This is a genomic window from Streptacidiphilus jeojiense (genome assembly GCF_000719095.1).
Taxonomy (GTDB): domain Bacteria; phylum Actinomycetota; class Actinomycetes; order Streptomycetales; family Streptomycetaceae; genus Streptacidiphilus; species Streptacidiphilus jeojiensis.
Genome location: NZ_JOEH01000010.1, coordinates 255,323 through 270,904 on the forward strand (window position 1 = coordinate 255,323; position 15,582 = coordinate 270,904).

14 protein-coding genes are annotated in these 15,582 nt (G+C 70.8%); 8 read left to right on the forward strand and 6 right to left on the reverse strand.

Features of this window, described 5'->3' with window-relative positions; genetic code table 11:
- Both trxA and IF29_RS0115950 read left to right on the forward strand, forming a co-directional pair.
- The gene (gene trxA, locus IF29_RS0115945; RefSeq protein ID WP_030254779.1) at positions 1 to 339 is read left to right on the forward strand and encodes a thioredoxin; all 339 of its coding nucleotides are present in this window, start codon (positions 1 to 3) and stop codon (positions 337 to 339) included.
- Positions 340 to 774: 435 nt separating this feature from the next.
- On the forward strand, positions 775 to 2,208 hold the full coding sequence (locus IF29_RS0115950) for a globin domain-containing protein (protein ID WP_232242166.1): 1,434 nt from the start codon (positions 775 to 777) through the stop codon (positions 2,206 to 2,208).
- 27 nt (positions 2,209 to 2,235) lie between these two features.
- Here IF29_RS0115950 and IF29_RS0115955 read toward each other — a convergent pair whose 3' ends face one another.
- Entirely contained in the window at positions 2,236 to 2,793 is a 558-nt protein-coding gene (locus tag IF29_RS0115955) for an NUDIX domain-containing protein (protein WP_030254785.1), read from the reverse strand.
- Between the two features lie 518 nt (positions 2,794 to 3,311).
- Here IF29_RS0115955 and IF29_RS0115965 point away from each other — a divergent pair.
- Positions 3,312 to 3,722, forward strand: coding sequence for an SsgA family sporulation/cell division regulator (locus IF29_RS0115965; protein WP_030254787.1), 411 nt, complete (start codon positions 3,312 to 3,314; stop codon positions 3,720 to 3,722).
- Positions 3,723 to 3,749: 27 nt separating this feature from the next.
- Here IF29_RS0115965 and IF29_RS0115970 read toward each other — a convergent pair whose 3' ends face one another.
- The gene (locus IF29_RS0115970; RefSeq protein ID WP_030254789.1) at positions 3,750 to 4,127 is read right to left on the reverse strand and encodes a phage holin family protein; all 378 of its coding nucleotides are present in this window, start codon (positions 4,125 to 4,127) and stop codon (positions 3,750 to 3,752) included.
- A 145-nt stretch (positions 4,128 to 4,272) separates the two neighbouring features.
- Here IF29_RS0115970 and IF29_RS0115975 point away from each other — a divergent pair, with 145 nt between their 5' ends.
- The 3 genes from IF29_RS0115975 to IF29_RS42030 all read left to right on the forward strand — a co-directional run bounded on the left by IF29_RS0115975 (position 4,273) and on the right by IF29_RS42030 (position 5,696).
- On the forward strand, positions 4,273 to 4,590 hold the full coding sequence (locus IF29_RS0115975) for a cupin domain-containing protein (RefSeq protein WP_030254792.1): 318 nt from the start codon (positions 4,273 to 4,275) through the stop codon (positions 4,588 to 4,590).
- 3 nt (positions 4,591 to 4,593) lie between these two features.
- Positions 4,594 to 5,298: a thiaminase II gene (gene tenA / locus IF29_RS0115980; protein WP_232242167.1), complete on the forward strand. Its 705-nt coding sequence runs from the start codon at positions 4,594 to 4,596 to the stop codon at positions 5,296 to 5,298.
- Between the two features lie 188 nt (positions 5,299 to 5,486).
- Complete coding sequence (locus IF29_RS42030; protein WP_037595365.1) at positions 5,487 to 5,696, forward strand: hypothetical protein; 210 nt, start codon at positions 5,487 to 5,489, stop codon at positions 5,694 to 5,696.
- 75 nt (positions 5,697 to 5,771) lie between these two features.
- Here the strand turns inward: IF29_RS42030 and IF29_RS0115990 are convergent, their stop codons facing one another.
- Entirely contained in the window at positions 5,772 to 7,151 is a 1,380-nt protein-coding gene (locus IF29_RS0115990) for a YibE/F family protein (RefSeq protein ID WP_051725376.1), read from the reverse strand.
- A 253-nt stretch (positions 7,152 to 7,404) separates the two neighbouring features.
- On the opposite strand from IF29_RS0115990, the gene thiC reads away from it, so the two are divergent.
- The gene (gene thiC, locus IF29_RS0115995; RefSeq protein ID WP_030254798.1) at positions 7,405 to 9,249 is read left to right on the forward strand and encodes a phosphomethylpyrimidine synthase ThiC; all 1,845 of its coding nucleotides are present in this window, start codon (positions 7,405 to 7,407) and stop codon (positions 9,247 to 9,249) included.
- 69 nt (positions 9,250 to 9,318) lie between these two features.
- On the opposite strand, the gene IF29_RS44390 is transcribed toward thiC, so the two are convergent.
- From IF29_RS44390 to IF29_RS0116010, 3 genes are all read right to left on the reverse strand, one after another.
- Entirely contained in the window at positions 9,319 to 11,580 is a 2,262-nt protein-coding gene (locus IF29_RS44390; protein ID WP_063757511.1) for a right-handed parallel beta-helix repeat-containing protein, read from the reverse strand.
- Positions 11,581 to 11,693: 113 nt separating this feature from the next.
- The gene (locus IF29_RS44395) at positions 11,694 to 14,057 is read right to left on the reverse strand and encodes a right-handed parallel beta-helix repeat-containing protein (RefSeq protein WP_198037461.1); all 2,364 of its coding nucleotides are present in this window, start codon (positions 14,055 to 14,057) and stop codon (positions 11,694 to 11,696) included.
- Positions 14,058 to 14,274: 217 nt separating this feature from the next.
- Entirely contained in the window at positions 14,275 to 14,514 is a 240-nt protein-coding gene (locus IF29_RS0116010) for a hypothetical protein (protein WP_030254804.1), read from the reverse strand.
- Positions 14,515 to 14,525: 11 nt separating this feature from the next.
- Between IF29_RS0116010 and IF29_RS0116015 the strand changes: the two genes are divergently transcribed.
- On the forward strand, positions 14,526 to 15,557 hold the full coding sequence (locus IF29_RS0116015) for an aspartate-semialdehyde dehydrogenase (protein ID WP_030254806.1): 1,032 nt from the start codon (positions 14,526 to 14,528) through the stop codon (positions 15,555 to 15,557).
- Positions 15,558 to 15,582: the final 25 nt, after the last annotated feature.

The following is a 15,582-nucleotide window of genomic DNA, read 5'->3' on the forward strand; positions in this document are numbered from 1 at the left end:
ATGACCACGAGTACCGATGTGGTGAAAGTGACGGACGAGACGTTCGCGTCCGAAGTCCTGGAATCCGAATTTCCGGTTCTGGTGGACTTCACCGCGGACTGGTGCCCGCCGTGCCGGATGCTGGCACCGGTTCTGGCGGATGTCGCCGAGGAGCAGCGGGGCCGGCTGAAGGTGGTCACCCTCGACGTCGACGCCAACCCGGTGACGCAGGCCGCCTACGGGGTGCTCTCGATGCCGACGCTGATCGTCTTCCAGGCGGGTGAGCCGGTGAAGTCGCTGGTGGGGGCCCGTCCCAAGCGGCGGCTGCTGCAGGAGCTCGAGGAGTGGTGCGCGGACTGACGGCGGGCCGGCCGGCGCGGGTTCGGACCTGGGCGGCGCCTCGGGGGGCGTGTGGGAACTGCGGACGGTAGCGCGTTTGCGTCCCGCGCGCCCCATTCTTCTCACTATTTATGGGATGAGCTGTTTGCTCATGCCACGCTGCGGTTGGCAGGAGGTCTGCCCGCCGCCGCCGCACGAATCGTCGCTGTCGGACTGCGCTGATACGACGGGAGAAGAAACCGAAAGGTGTCGATCGGAAGCGCTCTCAATCGAAACGGCCTGCCGCGTATTCGGCAGCCGAAGCAGTCGAAGCCGTCGTCCGGACAGTCACAGCCCCCACTGTCCGCCCCTCCCCCGCCGCCGCCCCCTCCGCCGTCCGAGAGCCAGGAGGAGCCGACCGCGGAGGAGGCGATACCCGGGCCGGAGCCGGTCGCGCCGCTCGCGCCGCCCACGGGCGTGGTGGACAACCTGCCCGCTCGCCCCACCTACGCCCCGATCATCACCGACGCGCCCGGCCTCAACTGGGTGGGACCGGGCGACGCCTGGACCCGGGCCTGGGGTGTCACGGCGCAACAGCCCTACACCTCCCCGGTGCTGCCCGCGCCGGTGCTGCCCGCCCCCGCCCTCTCGGCGGCGGGGACGTTCGGCCCGGCCGGCGGGTCCGGGGTCCCGCCGATGCCCTCGACGCCGCCACCGCTGGTCCCCCAGGCAGCCGTGGCGGTGCTCCCGCTGGCCGGGCGGGCCCAGGCGGCCGCCGCCCAGGCCGGGCCGACGGCCGCGGACATCGCCCTGGTACGGCGCAGCCTCGGGGTGCTGGAGTCCGTCGCCGACCGGGCCACCGCGCACTTCTACGCGGTGCTGTTCCTGCGCCACCCGGAACTGCGCGCGCTCTTCCCGGCCGCCATGGACCTGCAGCGGGACCGGCTGTTCCGGGCGCTGCTGGCGGCTGGCCAGGCGGCCGACAACCCGGCCGCGCTGACCGAGTACCTGGACCGGCTGGCCAGGGGGCACCGCAAGTACGGAGTCCTCAACGAGCACTACGGGCCGGTCGGCGAGGCGCTGCTGACAGCGCTGGAACGTTACTGCGGGCGGTACTGGGACCCGGAGACCGAGCTGGCCTGGCGCCGGATCTACCGGGCCGTCTCCGAGGTGATGATGGCCTCGGCCGAGGCCGACGCCCGGGTCGCGCCGGCCTCCTGGCAGGCCGAGGTGGTCGCCGTCGACCGCCGGGCCGGCGAGGTCGCGGTGGTCACCCTGCGCACCGACCAGCGCTACCCGTACCTGGCCGGGCAGTACACCACCCTGGAGGTGCCGCTGTGGCCGCGGGTGTGGCGGCACTACTCGCCGGCCACCGCCCCGCGTGCCGACGGGCTGGTGACGCTGCACGTCAAGGCAGTGCCCGCGGGGTGGGTGAGCAACGCCCTGGTGCACCGGACCAACCCGGGGGACGTGCTCAGGCTGGGACCCGCGTCCGGGACCATGCACGTCGACCTGGACGGCGACGCGCCACTGCTGCTGATCGGCGGCGGTACCGGGATCGCCCCGCTGATCGCCATGGTCGAGGCGGTGGCCGAGCACGGCCGGGCCCGCACCGTGGAGGTGTTCTACGGCGCCCGGCGGGAGCAGGAGCTGTACGCCAGGGAGGAGTTGGAGGCACTGGCGCGGCGCCACCCCTGGCTCGCGGTGCGCACCGCGGTGTCCGAGGGGCGGCCGGAGGGGGCGGGCTTCTCCGGATCGCTCCCGGCGGTGGTCGACCGCTACGGGCCGTGGGACGAGTACGAGGCGTTCGTGAGCGGGCCGCCGGCGATGATCCGGCGCACCGTCGCGGTGCTGCGGGAGGAGGGGGTGCAGGGCGCCCGGATCCACCACGACCTGGCGGACCCGGCATGACCCGGCGGACCGGTACGACCGGCGCCGCTACCGCGGGCCGAGGTCGTCCGCGAGCAGTGCGGTGATGCCCTCGATGTTCGCCGCCAGGTACGCCCGCAGCGACGGCGGCACCACGTTCACCGAGGTCACCCCCTCGCGGGTGAAGGGGAGGCGGACCACCTCGTACTCGCCGTTGGGCTCGTCGACCTCGGGGCCGTGGCGCTGCGAGAGGTCGATCGACTCGACCCGGCAGGCGAAGAAGTGCTGGACCTTGACCTCGTCGTTCATGACGCCGTCGCCCGCGCCGCCGACTCCCGGGCCGCCTGCTCCCGCGCCGCTGTCGGTCACGGTGTCGTGCAGGGCGGTGCTCACCGTGTCGACGAAGGCCGGCACCACGTTCCCGGCCTTGCCGCCGAGCTCCTCGGAGAGCTCCCGGTGCAGGGCGTCCACGACGGTGGGGTCGGTGGGTTCCACACAGCCGCCGGGGGTGATCCAGTACGGCGGCCGACCCGGCTTGGTGCGCTTGATCAGGACGAGTTCGGGGCTCTGCAGGTCACCGTCGAGCAGGATCGCGCGAGCGGTTCGCTTGACCAACGGACGTGGCATGGAGTCCTCCGGGTATTGCGGCAGTGCGGCGTTCCGTTCCCAGCAGTGTGCCGCGCGGGGCGGCTGGTGAAACAGGGCGCGCGCGATTACAGCCGCACAACCCGGGGTCGACCCCCTCCGGTCGGCGGGGGCACGAACCAGCCGTTTGGTCGAGGCAGAAGCGGAGGAAAGCGTGCATGATGTGAAGAAGCCGGACCAATGCGGTAGTTGAGCACTGCCATTGCATATGTATGTCCGGGTATGCCGCGAGACAGGGGGGACCCGGATATGGAGACCGCCGAAAGGCCGAGACTTTCCGGCGTCGCGGAGCGTTTGAGTGTGCGGATGGGGCAGGTGATGGAGCGGTTCTCCCTCACCGTGTGAGATCCGCGCCCCGGCGCGGATCCGGCACGACGACGACACATCCAGGCGCGGGTCCGTGCGACCCCGGGAACGAGAGGTGCTGAGCGATGCACGCAGCGGACGACGAGAGCGCCCGGAGCCAGGACTCGGGGAGTCACTGCACCGGGCGGCTGGTGATGAGCCTCCAGGTCACCAGCGAGCTCGCCTTCGACGTCGACGTCCGCCTGCGCTACGACGCCGCCGACCCCTACGCGGTCGAGCTCACCTTCCACCTGCCCGGCGATCCGCCGGTCCGCTGGGTCTTCGCCCGCGAACTGCTGCTGGACGGGATCAGCCGCAGCACCGGTGAGGGCGACATCGTGGTCGAGCCGGTGCCGGGCCCCGACCCCGACTTCCAGGACGTCCGGATCCGGCTGCGCTCCCCTGCCGGTGAGGCCGTGCTCTACTCGCCGGCGCTGCCGCTGATCGCCTTCCTCGGGCGCACCGACCGGCTGCTGCCGATGGGCGGCGAGCAGACGGTGAGCGACCTGGACGCGGCGCTGGAACTCATCCTCAACGGACACGGGCACTCCCGCCGCGCGGGCTGACCCCGGCGGGAGCGTCCCGGCGGGCGGTCAGTCCTCGTCGCGGAAGACCATGTGCAGGGCCCAGGCCACGATGCTGATGATCAGCGACCCGAGCAGGGCGGCCACGAAGCCGTCCACGTGGAAGTCCAGGCTCAGCTTGCCGGAGGCCCAGGAGGTCAGCCAGAGCATCAGGGCGTTGATCACGAAGGTGATCAGCCCCAGCGTGAGGAAGAACAGCGGCAGCGAGAACAGCTTTACGATCGGCTTGATCACGAAATTGACCACGCCGAAGAGCAGCGCCACCAGAATGACGGTGAGCGTCTTGTGCTGCCAGTCGCCCGAGGTGAGGGTGATGCCGGAGACAACCGCCGTCGCGACCCAGATGGCCGCCGCGTTGATCAGAGTCTTGACTACGAAGCGCAACATGGGGTGATCGTCGCAGGAGTCCGGGCCGCGGCGGAAGCCCTGGCGGTCGTGTGTTGCGGGCTGATACCTACCTGGTACGCAGTGCGGACGTGACCGCCCCGACTGGTTGAATACGCCTAACCGACCGCTGGGAGTGGGGAATCCGATGCAGGTATTCCGGATGGACGACCTGGACGCCGAACGCGCCGCCAATCAGGGCGCCTACCTGCGCTTTCTCAATGAGCGCACAATGTCCGTCGGCCTGTACGCGCTGGACCAGGGCGGGCAGGACCCGCAGCAGCCGCACAAGCAGGACGAGGTCTACGTGGTGGTCAGCGGCAGGGCCTACCTCACCGTCGGTGACGAGACCACGACCGTGGGTCGGGGCAGTGTCGCCTATGTGCCCGCGGGCATGCCGCACCGCTTCCACCACATCAGCGAGGACCTGCGGGTGCTCGTCGTCTTCTCGCCCCCGGAGAGCTGAGCCGTGGAACCCGTGCGCTCCGACCGCTCCGACCGCTCCGACCGCTTCAGCGACGAGCTGTGGCACTCCGCCGAGTCCACCTACCGGGCGGTCCTGGACCACCCCTTCCTGCTCGGACTCGCCGACGGCACCCTCCCCCGGGCGGCCTTCCGGCACTTCGTGGTCCAGGACTCGCACTATCTGCGCGACTACGCCAGGGCGCTCGCGGTCTGCGCCGCCAAGGCCCCGACCGAGGCGGACGTGCGGGCCTTCGCCGACGACGCGGTCGGCGCGCTCGCGGCCGAGCAGGAGATGCACGCCGCCTTCTTGAAGGACCTGGGTCTGGACGGTCCCGGCGCCCCGGTGGACGACGCCGAGGTGCTGCCGACCACCCGCGCCTACACCAGCTACCTGCTCGCCACTGTCTACGGCGGCTCCTTCGCCGAGGGGCTGGCGGCGGTGCTCCCCTGCTACTGGATCTACGCCAGGGTGGGCGAGGCACTGCTGCGCACCTCCTCGCCCGACCCCCTCTACGCCCGCTGGATCGAGAGCTACGGCGATGAGTCGTTCCAGGCCGTGGTCCGGAGGGTGCTGGAACTGACCGACCGGGTCGGCGCCGAGCTCTCCCCGCTCGAACGGCGGCGCGCCGTGGGGCACTTCGCGACGACCGCGCGCTACGAGTGGATGTTCTGGGACGCCGCCTGGCGCGGTGAGGGCTGGCCGGTCTGAAAGCGACCCCGACCTGCGGACGACCGTCCCGGGGGTCGGCGGTAGGGGGCTTATCCGGGTTCTCTCAGGGGTGCGAAACGTCCACCGGCGCCCGCTGCGGCCTTACGATCGAGTCAACAGGAAGAAGCAGTCGGGCCGGTGGCCCCGAGGCCCCGGGACGACAGACCCCGCGGGGGAGGACGGACAACATGAACGAGATCTGGAAGACGCTCCCTGGCTGGATGCGCAACATCGTGGTTCCGGTGATCGTACTGATCGTGGCGCTGTGGGTGGCTTCCGCGGTGGTGGGCGCGATCTTCGGGGTGATCGGCTTCCTCTTCGGCTGGATCATCAAGGTGCTGTTCGTGGTCGCGCTGGGAGCCGTGGTCGTCATCCTGGTGAAGCGGGCGTCGCGCTGACGCCGACCTGACCTCTGTTCACCAGGGCCCCGTACCGGAATCCGGTACGGGGCCCTGGCGCTGACAGCGGTGGTGCTAGCGGCGGTGGCGGTGCCGGCCGGCCGTTCCCGCCTCGGTCGCACTCGCGGTCGTGGCCATGGCTGCGGCCGTTGTCCGGGCCTGGGCCGGGATCGAGGCCGGCGCCGCCGCGGGGCGGCCGTTGTGGCTGGCCACCAGCGCGGCGAGGAAGGTGGTCAGCGGCACCGAGGCGATCAGGCCGATGCTGCCGACCAGCGTCCTGACCACCTCCTCGGCGACGATCTCGCTGGTGGCGACGGTCCAGACACCCCGGTTGGCGATGGTGAACAGCAGCATCAGCGGCAGCGCGGCTCCGGCGTAGGCCATCACCAGGGTGTTCACCGTGGAGGCGATGTGGTCGCGGCCGATCCGGATACCGGACCGGTACAGCGCCCGGGCGCCCATGGTCGGGTCGGCCGCGCGCAGCTCCCAGACCGAGGAGGCCTGAGTGACCGTCACATCGTTGAGCACACCCAGGGATCCGATGATGACGCCGGCCAGCAGCAGCCCGGGGAGCTTGATCCCGGTGAAGAGGGAGTGGACCAGGGCGGTCTCGTCCGAGGTGTTCCCGGTGAGATGGGTCAGCCCGATGAAGACCTCGCCCAGCACGCCGATCAGGGCCAGCGACACCATCGTCCCGATGACCGCGACCGAGGTGCGCGCGGACAGGCCGTGGCACAGGTAGAGCGCCATCAGCATGATCGCGCCGCCGCCGACGACGGCGACCCGCAGCGGGTCCTCGCCCTTGAGGATGGCCGGCAGCACGAACTGCGAGAGCACGGCGAAGCTGATCCCCAGCGCGACCAGGGCGGCGAGTCCGCGCAGCCGTCCGACCAGGACCACGGCCAGGGCGAAGATCCCGGCCAGGATCGCCATCGGCATCGAGCGGTCGGCGTCGCCGATGGTGTACTGCAGTGCCGCCGGGGCGGTCGGGGAGTAGTCCAGGACCACCTTCTCCCCCGCGCTGTAGACGGCGGTCTGGTCCGGGGTGAGCGTCAGCTGGACGGTCCTGCCGGAGTCCTTGCCGCTGGTGATGGCCACGCTGACCAGCGAGCAGGCGTCCGCGGTCGCGGACGTCGCCGATGCGGTGGACGCGGCTCCCGCGTCGCAGGGCGCCGCCTTGGTCGCGGTGACCCTGCCGCTCACCGTGGGCTGGTCGAACCCCAGCCCGGTGGACGCGTGCGCGGGCAGCCTGCCCGGCCACATCAGCACCATCCCGGCGACCACGGCCACCGCGAAGGGGATCAGCACGGCGGCGATGACCGCCCGCAGCCGGCGGGAGGCGGGGGTGGCCGGACCGTGGTCGTGGCTGTGGCCGTGCCCCTGGAAGGAGGGCCCGTTCACCGAGGCCCCCTTCACGGAGGGGCTGTGCTCGTGCTCGTGCGGGTGGTCGGCCACGGGAACAGTCCCTTCCGGATGCGCTGCGGCAGTGCACCGTACCGGAAGCAGGTGAGAGCCGGCAGGACGGAGGCCCCCTGGCGCACAGCGAGTCGCGGTCGCTACGGTGAGCGCGTCTAGATTGCAGACGCGGGAGCTCGGAGCACCGGGCTGAGAGGGCGCTGACCGCCGTACGCGGAGTTCGTACGGCAGCTGCTTGCGCCGACCGCAGGAACCTGACCGGGTAATGCCGGCGTAGGGAGAAGTGGGTCTGATGACCAGCACGCACGACGCACAGCAGCATGCTGCCCAGCAGCACGCCGTCCAGAGCCCGTCCAGCACCGGGACCGGCTACCCCACCCCCGCCTGGACCAAGGCGTACCACCAGGGATCGCGCCCCGACCTGCGCGTTCCCTACCGGGAGGTGCGGCTGGGCAACGGCCGTACCGTCCCGCTGTACGACACCTCGGGGCCGTACACCGACCCGGCGTTCGAGCCCGACGTCCGGCGCGGGCTGCCGCCGCTGCGGGACGGCTGGATCGGCCAGCGCGGCGACACCGAGGACTACCACGGCCGCGAGCCGCGTCCGGAGGACGACGGCCTGAAGCACACCGCGCCGCGTGGCGGCCTGGGTCTGGCCAACCTTGACGCGGTGTTCCCCGGCAGGCCGCGCCGGCCCCGGCGGGCCTGCGCGGGCGCGGCGGTGACCCAGCTCGGCTACGCCCGGCGGGGCGAGGTCACCGCCGAGATGGAGTTCGCGGCGCTGCGGGAGGGGATGGAGCCGGAGCTGGTCCGCGAGGAGATCGCGGCCGGCCGGGCCGTCCTGCCGGCCAACGTCAACCACCCCGAGGTCGAGCCGATGCTGATCGGCAGCCGCTTCCTGGTGAAGATCAACGCCAATATCGGCAACTCGGCCGTCACCTCCTCGATCGAGGAGGAGGTGGAGAAGATGTCCTGGGCCACCCGCTGGGGCGCCGACACCGTCATGGACCTCTCCACCGGGCGCAACATCCACACCACCCGGGAGTGGATCCTGCGCAACTCCCCGGTGCCGATCGGCACGGTGCCGCTCTACCAGGCCCTGGAGAAGGTGGACGGCCGGGCCGAGGAGCTGAGTTGGGAGGTCTACCGGGACACCGTCGTCGAGCAGTGCGAGCAGGGCGTCGACTACATGACCGTGCACGCCGGCGTGCTGCTGCGCTACGTCCCGCTGACGGCCGGGCGCAGGACCGGGATCGTCTCCCGGGGCGGCTCGATCATGGCGGCCTGGTGCCTGGCGCACCATCAGGAGAACTTCCTCCACACGCACTTCGAGGAGCTCTGCGACATCCTCCGGGCCTACGACGTGACCTTCTCGCTGGGGGACGGGCTGCGCCCGGGCTCGATCTCCGACGCCAACGACGAGGCCCAGTTCGCGGAGTTGACGACCCTCGGCGAGCTGGGACGGATCGCGCGGTCCCGGGACGTCCAGGTGATGATCGAGGGGCCGGGGCACGTCCCGATGCACCGGATCCGGGAGAACATGGACCTGCAGAAGGAGCTCTGCGACGAGGCGCCCTTCTACACCCTCGGCCCGCTGACCACGGACGTCGCGCCCGGCTACGACCACATCACCTCGGGCATCGGCGCCGCGATGATCGCCTCCTGGGGCACCGCGATGCTCTGCTACGTCACCCCCAAGGAGCACCTCGGCCTGCCGGACCGCGACGACGTCAAGACCGGCGTGATCACCTACAAGATCGCCGCTCACGCCGCCGACCTCGCCAAGGGCCACCCCGGCGCCCAGGCCTGGGACGACGCCCTCTCCGACGCCCGCTTCGAGTTCCGCTGGGAGGACCAGTTCAACCTGGCCCTGGACCCCGAGACGGCCCGCGCCTTCCACGACGAGACCCTCCCGGCGGAACCCGCCAAGACGGCGCACTTCTGCTCGATGTGCGGTCCGAAGTTCTGCTCGATGAAGATCTCGCACGGCATCAGGGAGAGCTTCGGCGACGGGACGGCGCCCGCCGGTGGCGACAGTGCGGTGGAGGCAGAGGTGGAGGTGGAGGTGGGGATGCGGGCCAAGGCTGAGGAGTTCAGGTCCTCGGGGGGCCGGATCTACCTTCCGTTGGCCGACTGAGGCCGGGACGGACGGGAGCCGCCCGGCAGCCTCGGCTGCCGGGCGGCTCCCGTCGTCCAGGTGTTCCGGTCAGAAGTTGATGGACGCGCCCTCGAAGTCGCCGAGCAGGTCGATCGAGCCGGTGCTGTGATTGGTGATCACGACCTTGCCGGTCTTCGCGGGCACCAGCGTCAGGTTGGAGACGCTCTGCCCGGCGTTCCAGTTGGCGTTGGAGACGAAGGGCTGTGCCGACCCGTAGGGGTAGACCGTCAGATAGCCGCTGCCGGTGGTGTCCAGCACGGTGAGGTTCAGTGCGATCGACTTGGTGTCGAGGCCCCCGAAGCCGAGCATGTCGTTGATGTCGACGGTCAGGGAGGCGCCGGCCGCCAGTGGGGTCGGGCCGGTCGGCACCCCGCTCTGGGCGACGGTGTCGAGGATCCGCTGCGGTGTCGACAGATCGAAGGTGGAGAGGCCGCCTGGGCTGAAGTAGCCCTGGAGGTCGGCGATCACATGGGTGCTGCCGGAGTAGTTGTAGAAGTCGATCTTTCCGTTGTGCACCGGGACGATGACCAGGTTGGGGACGGTCTGACCGGCGGAGAAGTTGAGGTTGGAGACGACCGGCCGGGCGATCCCGTCCGGATAGACGGTCAGGTATCCGCCGGTGGTCGGTCGGGTGACCGTCACGTTGAGCACGACCGCCGTGGCGTTGGCGGGGACCCCGTTGCTTCCGGTGACCGGGAGGGCGACGGTCCTGCCGGAGCCGATCGGTGCGGTTCCGGGCACGCCCTTGGCGGCGCGGGTGTCCAGGATGCGGACCGGTCCCGTGGTGTTGTAGCCGTTCGGGGCGGTCTGGGAGAAGTAGCCCTCCAGGTCGGCCACGATGTGAACGGTGCCCGAACCGGTGTTGGTGAAGGTGACCGTGTCTCTGCCGGCCGGCACCGTCACCATGTTGGCGACGTTCTCACCGCGGCTCCAGGTCAGGTTGACCGCCTTGATCTGGTCGATCGGCACCTGGTCCCCCCCACCGTCGTACGGGTGGGTCGGGGTGACCTTGAGCGTCCCGTTGGTGCTGCCACCGGTCGCCGTCACGTTCAGGGCGACGGCCTCGGCGCCGGCCGGGATCCGGTGGGTGCCGCTGAGGTCGAGGGTGACCGACTTGCCGGCGGCCACCGGAGTGGTGGTGCTGACACCGACGGCGGAACGGGTGTCGAGCACCCGCACCGGTGACATCGGGGCGTAGGAGTTGCCGGTGCTCGTCTCCTCCGCACCGCGGTCGTAGTAGCCCACGCCGGTGCCGGTGTTGGGCACCGAGCGGACGTCCACCCGGGGGTTGCCGAGGATGTCGGTGCTCAGCTCACCGGGTGCCCCGGCGTCGGCGGAGTCCACGGCGACGGTGTTCTGCGACGAGTCGCCCACCGCACCGGTGTCGCCCAGGACGTCGTGGGAGCCCTGGCCGCTGGCGGCCGCGAAGGCGGCGGCGCTGGTGTAGGTCTTCGCGCCCCACTGGTACGCCGGGCCGCCGCTCTTGGTGCCGAGGAAGTTGTAGGCCACCTTGGTCCCGGTCGTGGAACCCGTCGGCACCAGGACCTCGGTGTCCTGCGAGCCGGCCGGGCAGGCCGCGTCACCGGGGCTGCCGAGGGCGGCGGAGTCCACGATGTTGTTCTCGACGACACCGTTGGGGGAGGCACCGTCGAACTGGATGCCGCTCTCGCACCAGCTGGTCACCGTGTTGCCGGTCACCACGGTGCCGGGGGACTTGGTCACGGAGACGCCCGCGTACTCGATGTTGCGCAGGACGTTGGTCGTCACCACGGTGCCGCTGGAACCGGACACCGCGATCCCGGTGGTGGTCAGGACGCTGCGCTCGACGGTGACGTTCTGGGATCCGCCGGTGACCCCGATCGAGTCGTACTGGCCGACGGGGCTGAAGCCGTCGATCACCACGTGCTGGGCGCCCTTGACCAGGATTCCGTGGAGCGTGGAGGTCGACGGGTCGCTGGCGTCCCCGATCTGCGGCAGCGAGCTGTCCCCGCCGTACTCCCCGGGCAGTCCCTTGAAGGTGATCGGCGCGGTGGCGGTGCCGGAGCGGGTGATGTCCAGCTCCTGCGGGTACGTCCCGGAGGACACCAGCACGGTCTGGCCGGGCTGGACCGCGGCCGCGGCGGCGACGACCGTGCAGTAGGGCACGGCCTGGGTACCGGTGCCCTTGTCGCTGCAGTGGGCGCCGGCGGCATTGTTCACGTACAGCGTGCCGGTGGCGGCGTCCGCGGTGCCGGTGCCGGTGAGCGCGGGCAGAGCGAGGGCGGCGCCGATGAGCAGCGCGGCCGGTGGTGCGATTCGTTTGCGGCGCATGGGGTCCCCCGGGAGGTCTGGGTGTGCGGAGCAGGGTGGTGACGCGTGGCAGCCGACGGGGGCCGCCCCCGCGCCGGTTCGGCGGAGTGGGGCGGCCCCCGTCGGGGTGAGGGTCAGGGGGCGAAGTAGCCCGCGTAGTCACCGATCACATGGACGGTGCCTGCGTAGTTGAAGATGTTGACCTTGCTGCCCGTCCCCACCGGGACCGTCACCTGGTTGGAGACGGTCTGCCCGGTCACCCAGTTGAGGTTGGACGCCGTGGGCCGGGCCTTGCCGGCCGCGTACATGGTGAGGTACCCGGCGGAGGTCGGCCGGGTCACCGTCATGTTGAGCACCACCGCGCTCACGGTGTCGCCCTGGTTGATGAACTGGGAGTTGTACGGCAGGACGGAGACCGTCGCGCCCGCTCCCAGCGGTGTGGTCGTCGACACGCCGAGCGCGGTCCTGGTGTCGAGGAAGTTGTAGCCGTTGGACGGGTGGAAGGTCTGCACCGCGGTCGGACTGTAGTAGCCCGCCACGTCGGCGACCAGGTGCACGCTGCCGTTGTAGTTGTAGAAGCTGGCCTTCCCGTCGGCGCCGACCGGCACGATCACCTGGTTCGGCAGCGTCTGACCCGCGCTCAGGTTGAGGTTGGAGACGGTTGGACGGCTCTGCCCGTCGGGGTACACGGACACGTAGGTGGACTTGGTGGGCTGCGTCCCGGTGACGTTCAGGACGACCGCGGTGGCATTGGCGGGCACGCCGCCGACACCTCTGACGGGCACCGAGATGACACCGCCGGCGGGGACGGGTGTCCTGGTGGACACACCCACGGCGCTGCGGGTGTCCAGGATCCGGCTCGGCGGCAGCGCGCTGAAGCCGCTGGTGCCGTCCATGGCGTAGTAGCCGGACAGGTCGGCGACGATGGCCACCGTCCCCGAGCTGTGGTTGGTGAAGGAGACGCTGTTCTCGTTGATCGGGAGCGTGACCGAACTGGCGATGACCTGTCCCTTGCTCCAGGTCAGGGTCGAGAGCGCGGGACCGCCGGGCTGGGCGCCGTCGTAGAGGGAGAACGCCGACAGGTATCCGGCGGCGCTGGTGTTGGCCACGGTGACGTTGAGGACGACCGCGAGGTTCTGGACGTCGGTCGGAATGCCGTGCGTGCCCGCCAGCGGCAGGTTCACCGTGGCGCCGGCCGCGACCGGGGTCGTGGTGGCCACGCCGACGGCGGCCCGGGTGTCCAGCACGCGCACCGGGGCGACCGGGGTGTACGAGGAGCCGACGCCGCTGAACTCGTCGGCTCCGCGGTCGTAGTAGCCCACCCCGGTACCGGTGTTGGCCACGGTCCTGACGTCCAGGCGCGGCTGCGCGTAGACACCGTCGAAGTCGGTGGCCGTCTCGCCGGGGGCGTTGGCGTCGGCGGAGTCGATCACCGGCGACTTGCGGTCGGGGTAGCCGTTGTCCCCGGCGATCAGCGGGTCGGCGACCAGGTCGTGCGAGCCCTGTCCGCTGGCCGACGTGAAGGCCGCGACGGTCGCGTACCTGGTTCCGGCCCAGGAGTAGGCCGAACCGCCGCTCTTGGGGTCGATGACGTTGTAGGCGACCTTGGTACCGCTGGTCGAACCGGATGCGACGGTGATCCCGGTGTCGCTGGAGCCGGCCGGGCAGGCCTGGGCCGGTGCCGTCTCGTACTGCGCGGCCTCGACCACATTGTTCTCGACGGTCGCTCCGGTGGACGCCCCGGCCAGCACCAAGGCCGGCGCGCAGCCGGACATCAGGGTGTTGCCCGTGACCACGGTTCCGGGCGCGTCCGTGACGGTGATGGAGTTCTCACCGCCGGTGGGGATCAGGTTGCTGCTGAGCACGGTCCCGGTCGCCCCGGCGGCGACGTCGATACCGCGACGGCCCGCGTCCTGGAACTGGTTCTGGCTGACGGTGACCCGGGCCGACGTCCCGGCGACCTGGACCTGCGCGGCGTCCGTGCTCAGGCCGCCCATGAAGTTGCGCTGGACGGTGACGTCCGAGGAGTTCTCCACCCGGACCTCGCCGGCGTCGGCCATGAACAGCAGTCCCTGGACCACGACGTGCTGGGCTCCGCTGATCTTCACCGCGTAGGGGATCGCCTTGCTGCTGTCCGAGAAGGAGTCGCCCACGAGGGCGTAGGAGCTTCCACCGCTCCCCGGGGCGGCCGGCTGGCCGGCGAAGGTGATCGGTGCGTCCGCCGTTCCGGACCGGGTGATGTCGACCTCTTCGTTGTAGCCCTGACCGGGCGCGATGCTCACGGTCTGGCCGGGGAGGACGACCCGCGCCGCAGCCGAGATGGTGCAGTACGGCGCGGCCTGCGTGCCGGTGCCCTGGTCGGTGCAGTGGGCGCCGGTGCTGTTGTCGACATGGAGTACGGTCGCTGCCGCCACGGCGACCGGCGTCCCGAGGGCCGGGAGGCCCAGCGAGGCGGTGAGTGCGGCTATGGCAAGGCCGACGGATCTGTACGGCGCCAAGAGGGACCCCCGAGATGGACATGGATAACGGCCGCACATTACTCTCCGCTGTGATCTTTCCAGGTGAGAGATTGGTATGAGTGGCGGACGGACGGTTCCGGGGCGAACACTCCGGGTGGGAATTGCCACAGATCACCCCGGACCTGCGGGAATGGCATGAGTCCGTCGGTATGTCCGGCTCGCCAGCCGCTGCGGACGGAGGGTCGTCGGTTGCCTCTTACGGTCCACCCGGTCTTGACAGGACGTCAGCGATCGCCTCGACGCCGACCTCGAAGTAGTCGGCGACCATTCTGGTGGTGAGGTGCATGTCGTCCGGCAGCAGGACGAGGACCTTGACCCGGTCCAGGGCGAAGGAATTCCCGACCGTGTGTGCGGGCGGCGGAAGACTTGCGGGGCGGGGCCTGGGGCCGGTGTCCGGGCGGTGGATATTCGGGTCGGTCAGCCGGGCGGGACGCATACGCTGTGGGTATGAAGATTGGAATTGTGGGTGCCACGGGCCAGGTCGGGGGCGTTGTACGCCGGATCCTCGAGGAGCGGGACTTCCCGGTGACGGAGCTGCGGCTGTTCGCCTCGGCTCGGTCGGCCGGCAAGGAGCTGCCCTGGAAGGACGGCGTCGTCACGGTGGAGGACGCGGCCGCTGCCGACTACCGCGGCCTGGACATCGTGATCTTCTCGGCCGGCGGTGCGACGTCCAAGGAGCTCGCGCCCAAGGTCGCCGCGGCCGGCGCCGTGGTGATCGACAACTCCTCCGCCTGGCGGATGAACCCGCAGGTGCCGCTGGTGGTCTCCGAGGTCAACCCGCACGCCGTCGCGGACCGTCCGCTGGGGATCATCGCCAACCCCAACTGCACCACCATGGCCGCCATGCCAGTGCTGAAGCCGCTGCACCGCGAGGCGCAGCTCACCGCGCTGGTGGTGGCCACCTACCAGGCCGTCTCCGGCAGCGGGCTCAACGGCGTGGCCGAGCTGCAGGGCCAGATCGACGCGGTCGGCAGCAAGGCCAGTGCGCTGACCCACGACGGTGCCGCGCTCGACTTCCCCGAGCCCAGGCAGTACATCCGCCCGATCGCGTTCAACGTCCTGCCGCTGGCGGGCTCGATCGTGGACGACGGCCTCAACGAGACCGACGAGGAGCACAAGCTCCGCAATGAGAGCCGGAAGATCCTGGAGATCCCCGACCTCAAGGTGTCCGGCACCTGTGTCCGCGTCCCGGTGTTCAGCGGGCACTCGCTGCAGGTCAACGCCAGGTTCGCGACGCCGCTCAGCCCGGAGCGGGCCCGGGAGCTGCTGGCCGGGGCGCCGGGCGTGGAGCTGTCCGAGATCCCGACCCCGCTGCAGGCCGCCGGGCAGGACCCGTCCTACGTGGGCCGGATCCGCGCCGACGAGACCGCGGAGAACGGGCTGTCGCTGTTCATCTCCAACGACAACCTCCGCAAGGGTGCGGCGCTGAACGCGGTGCAGATCGCGGAGCTGGTCGCCGCCGAGCTCACGGCCGGGTAGCCGGCCGTCGGCCGGGTGGTCGGGT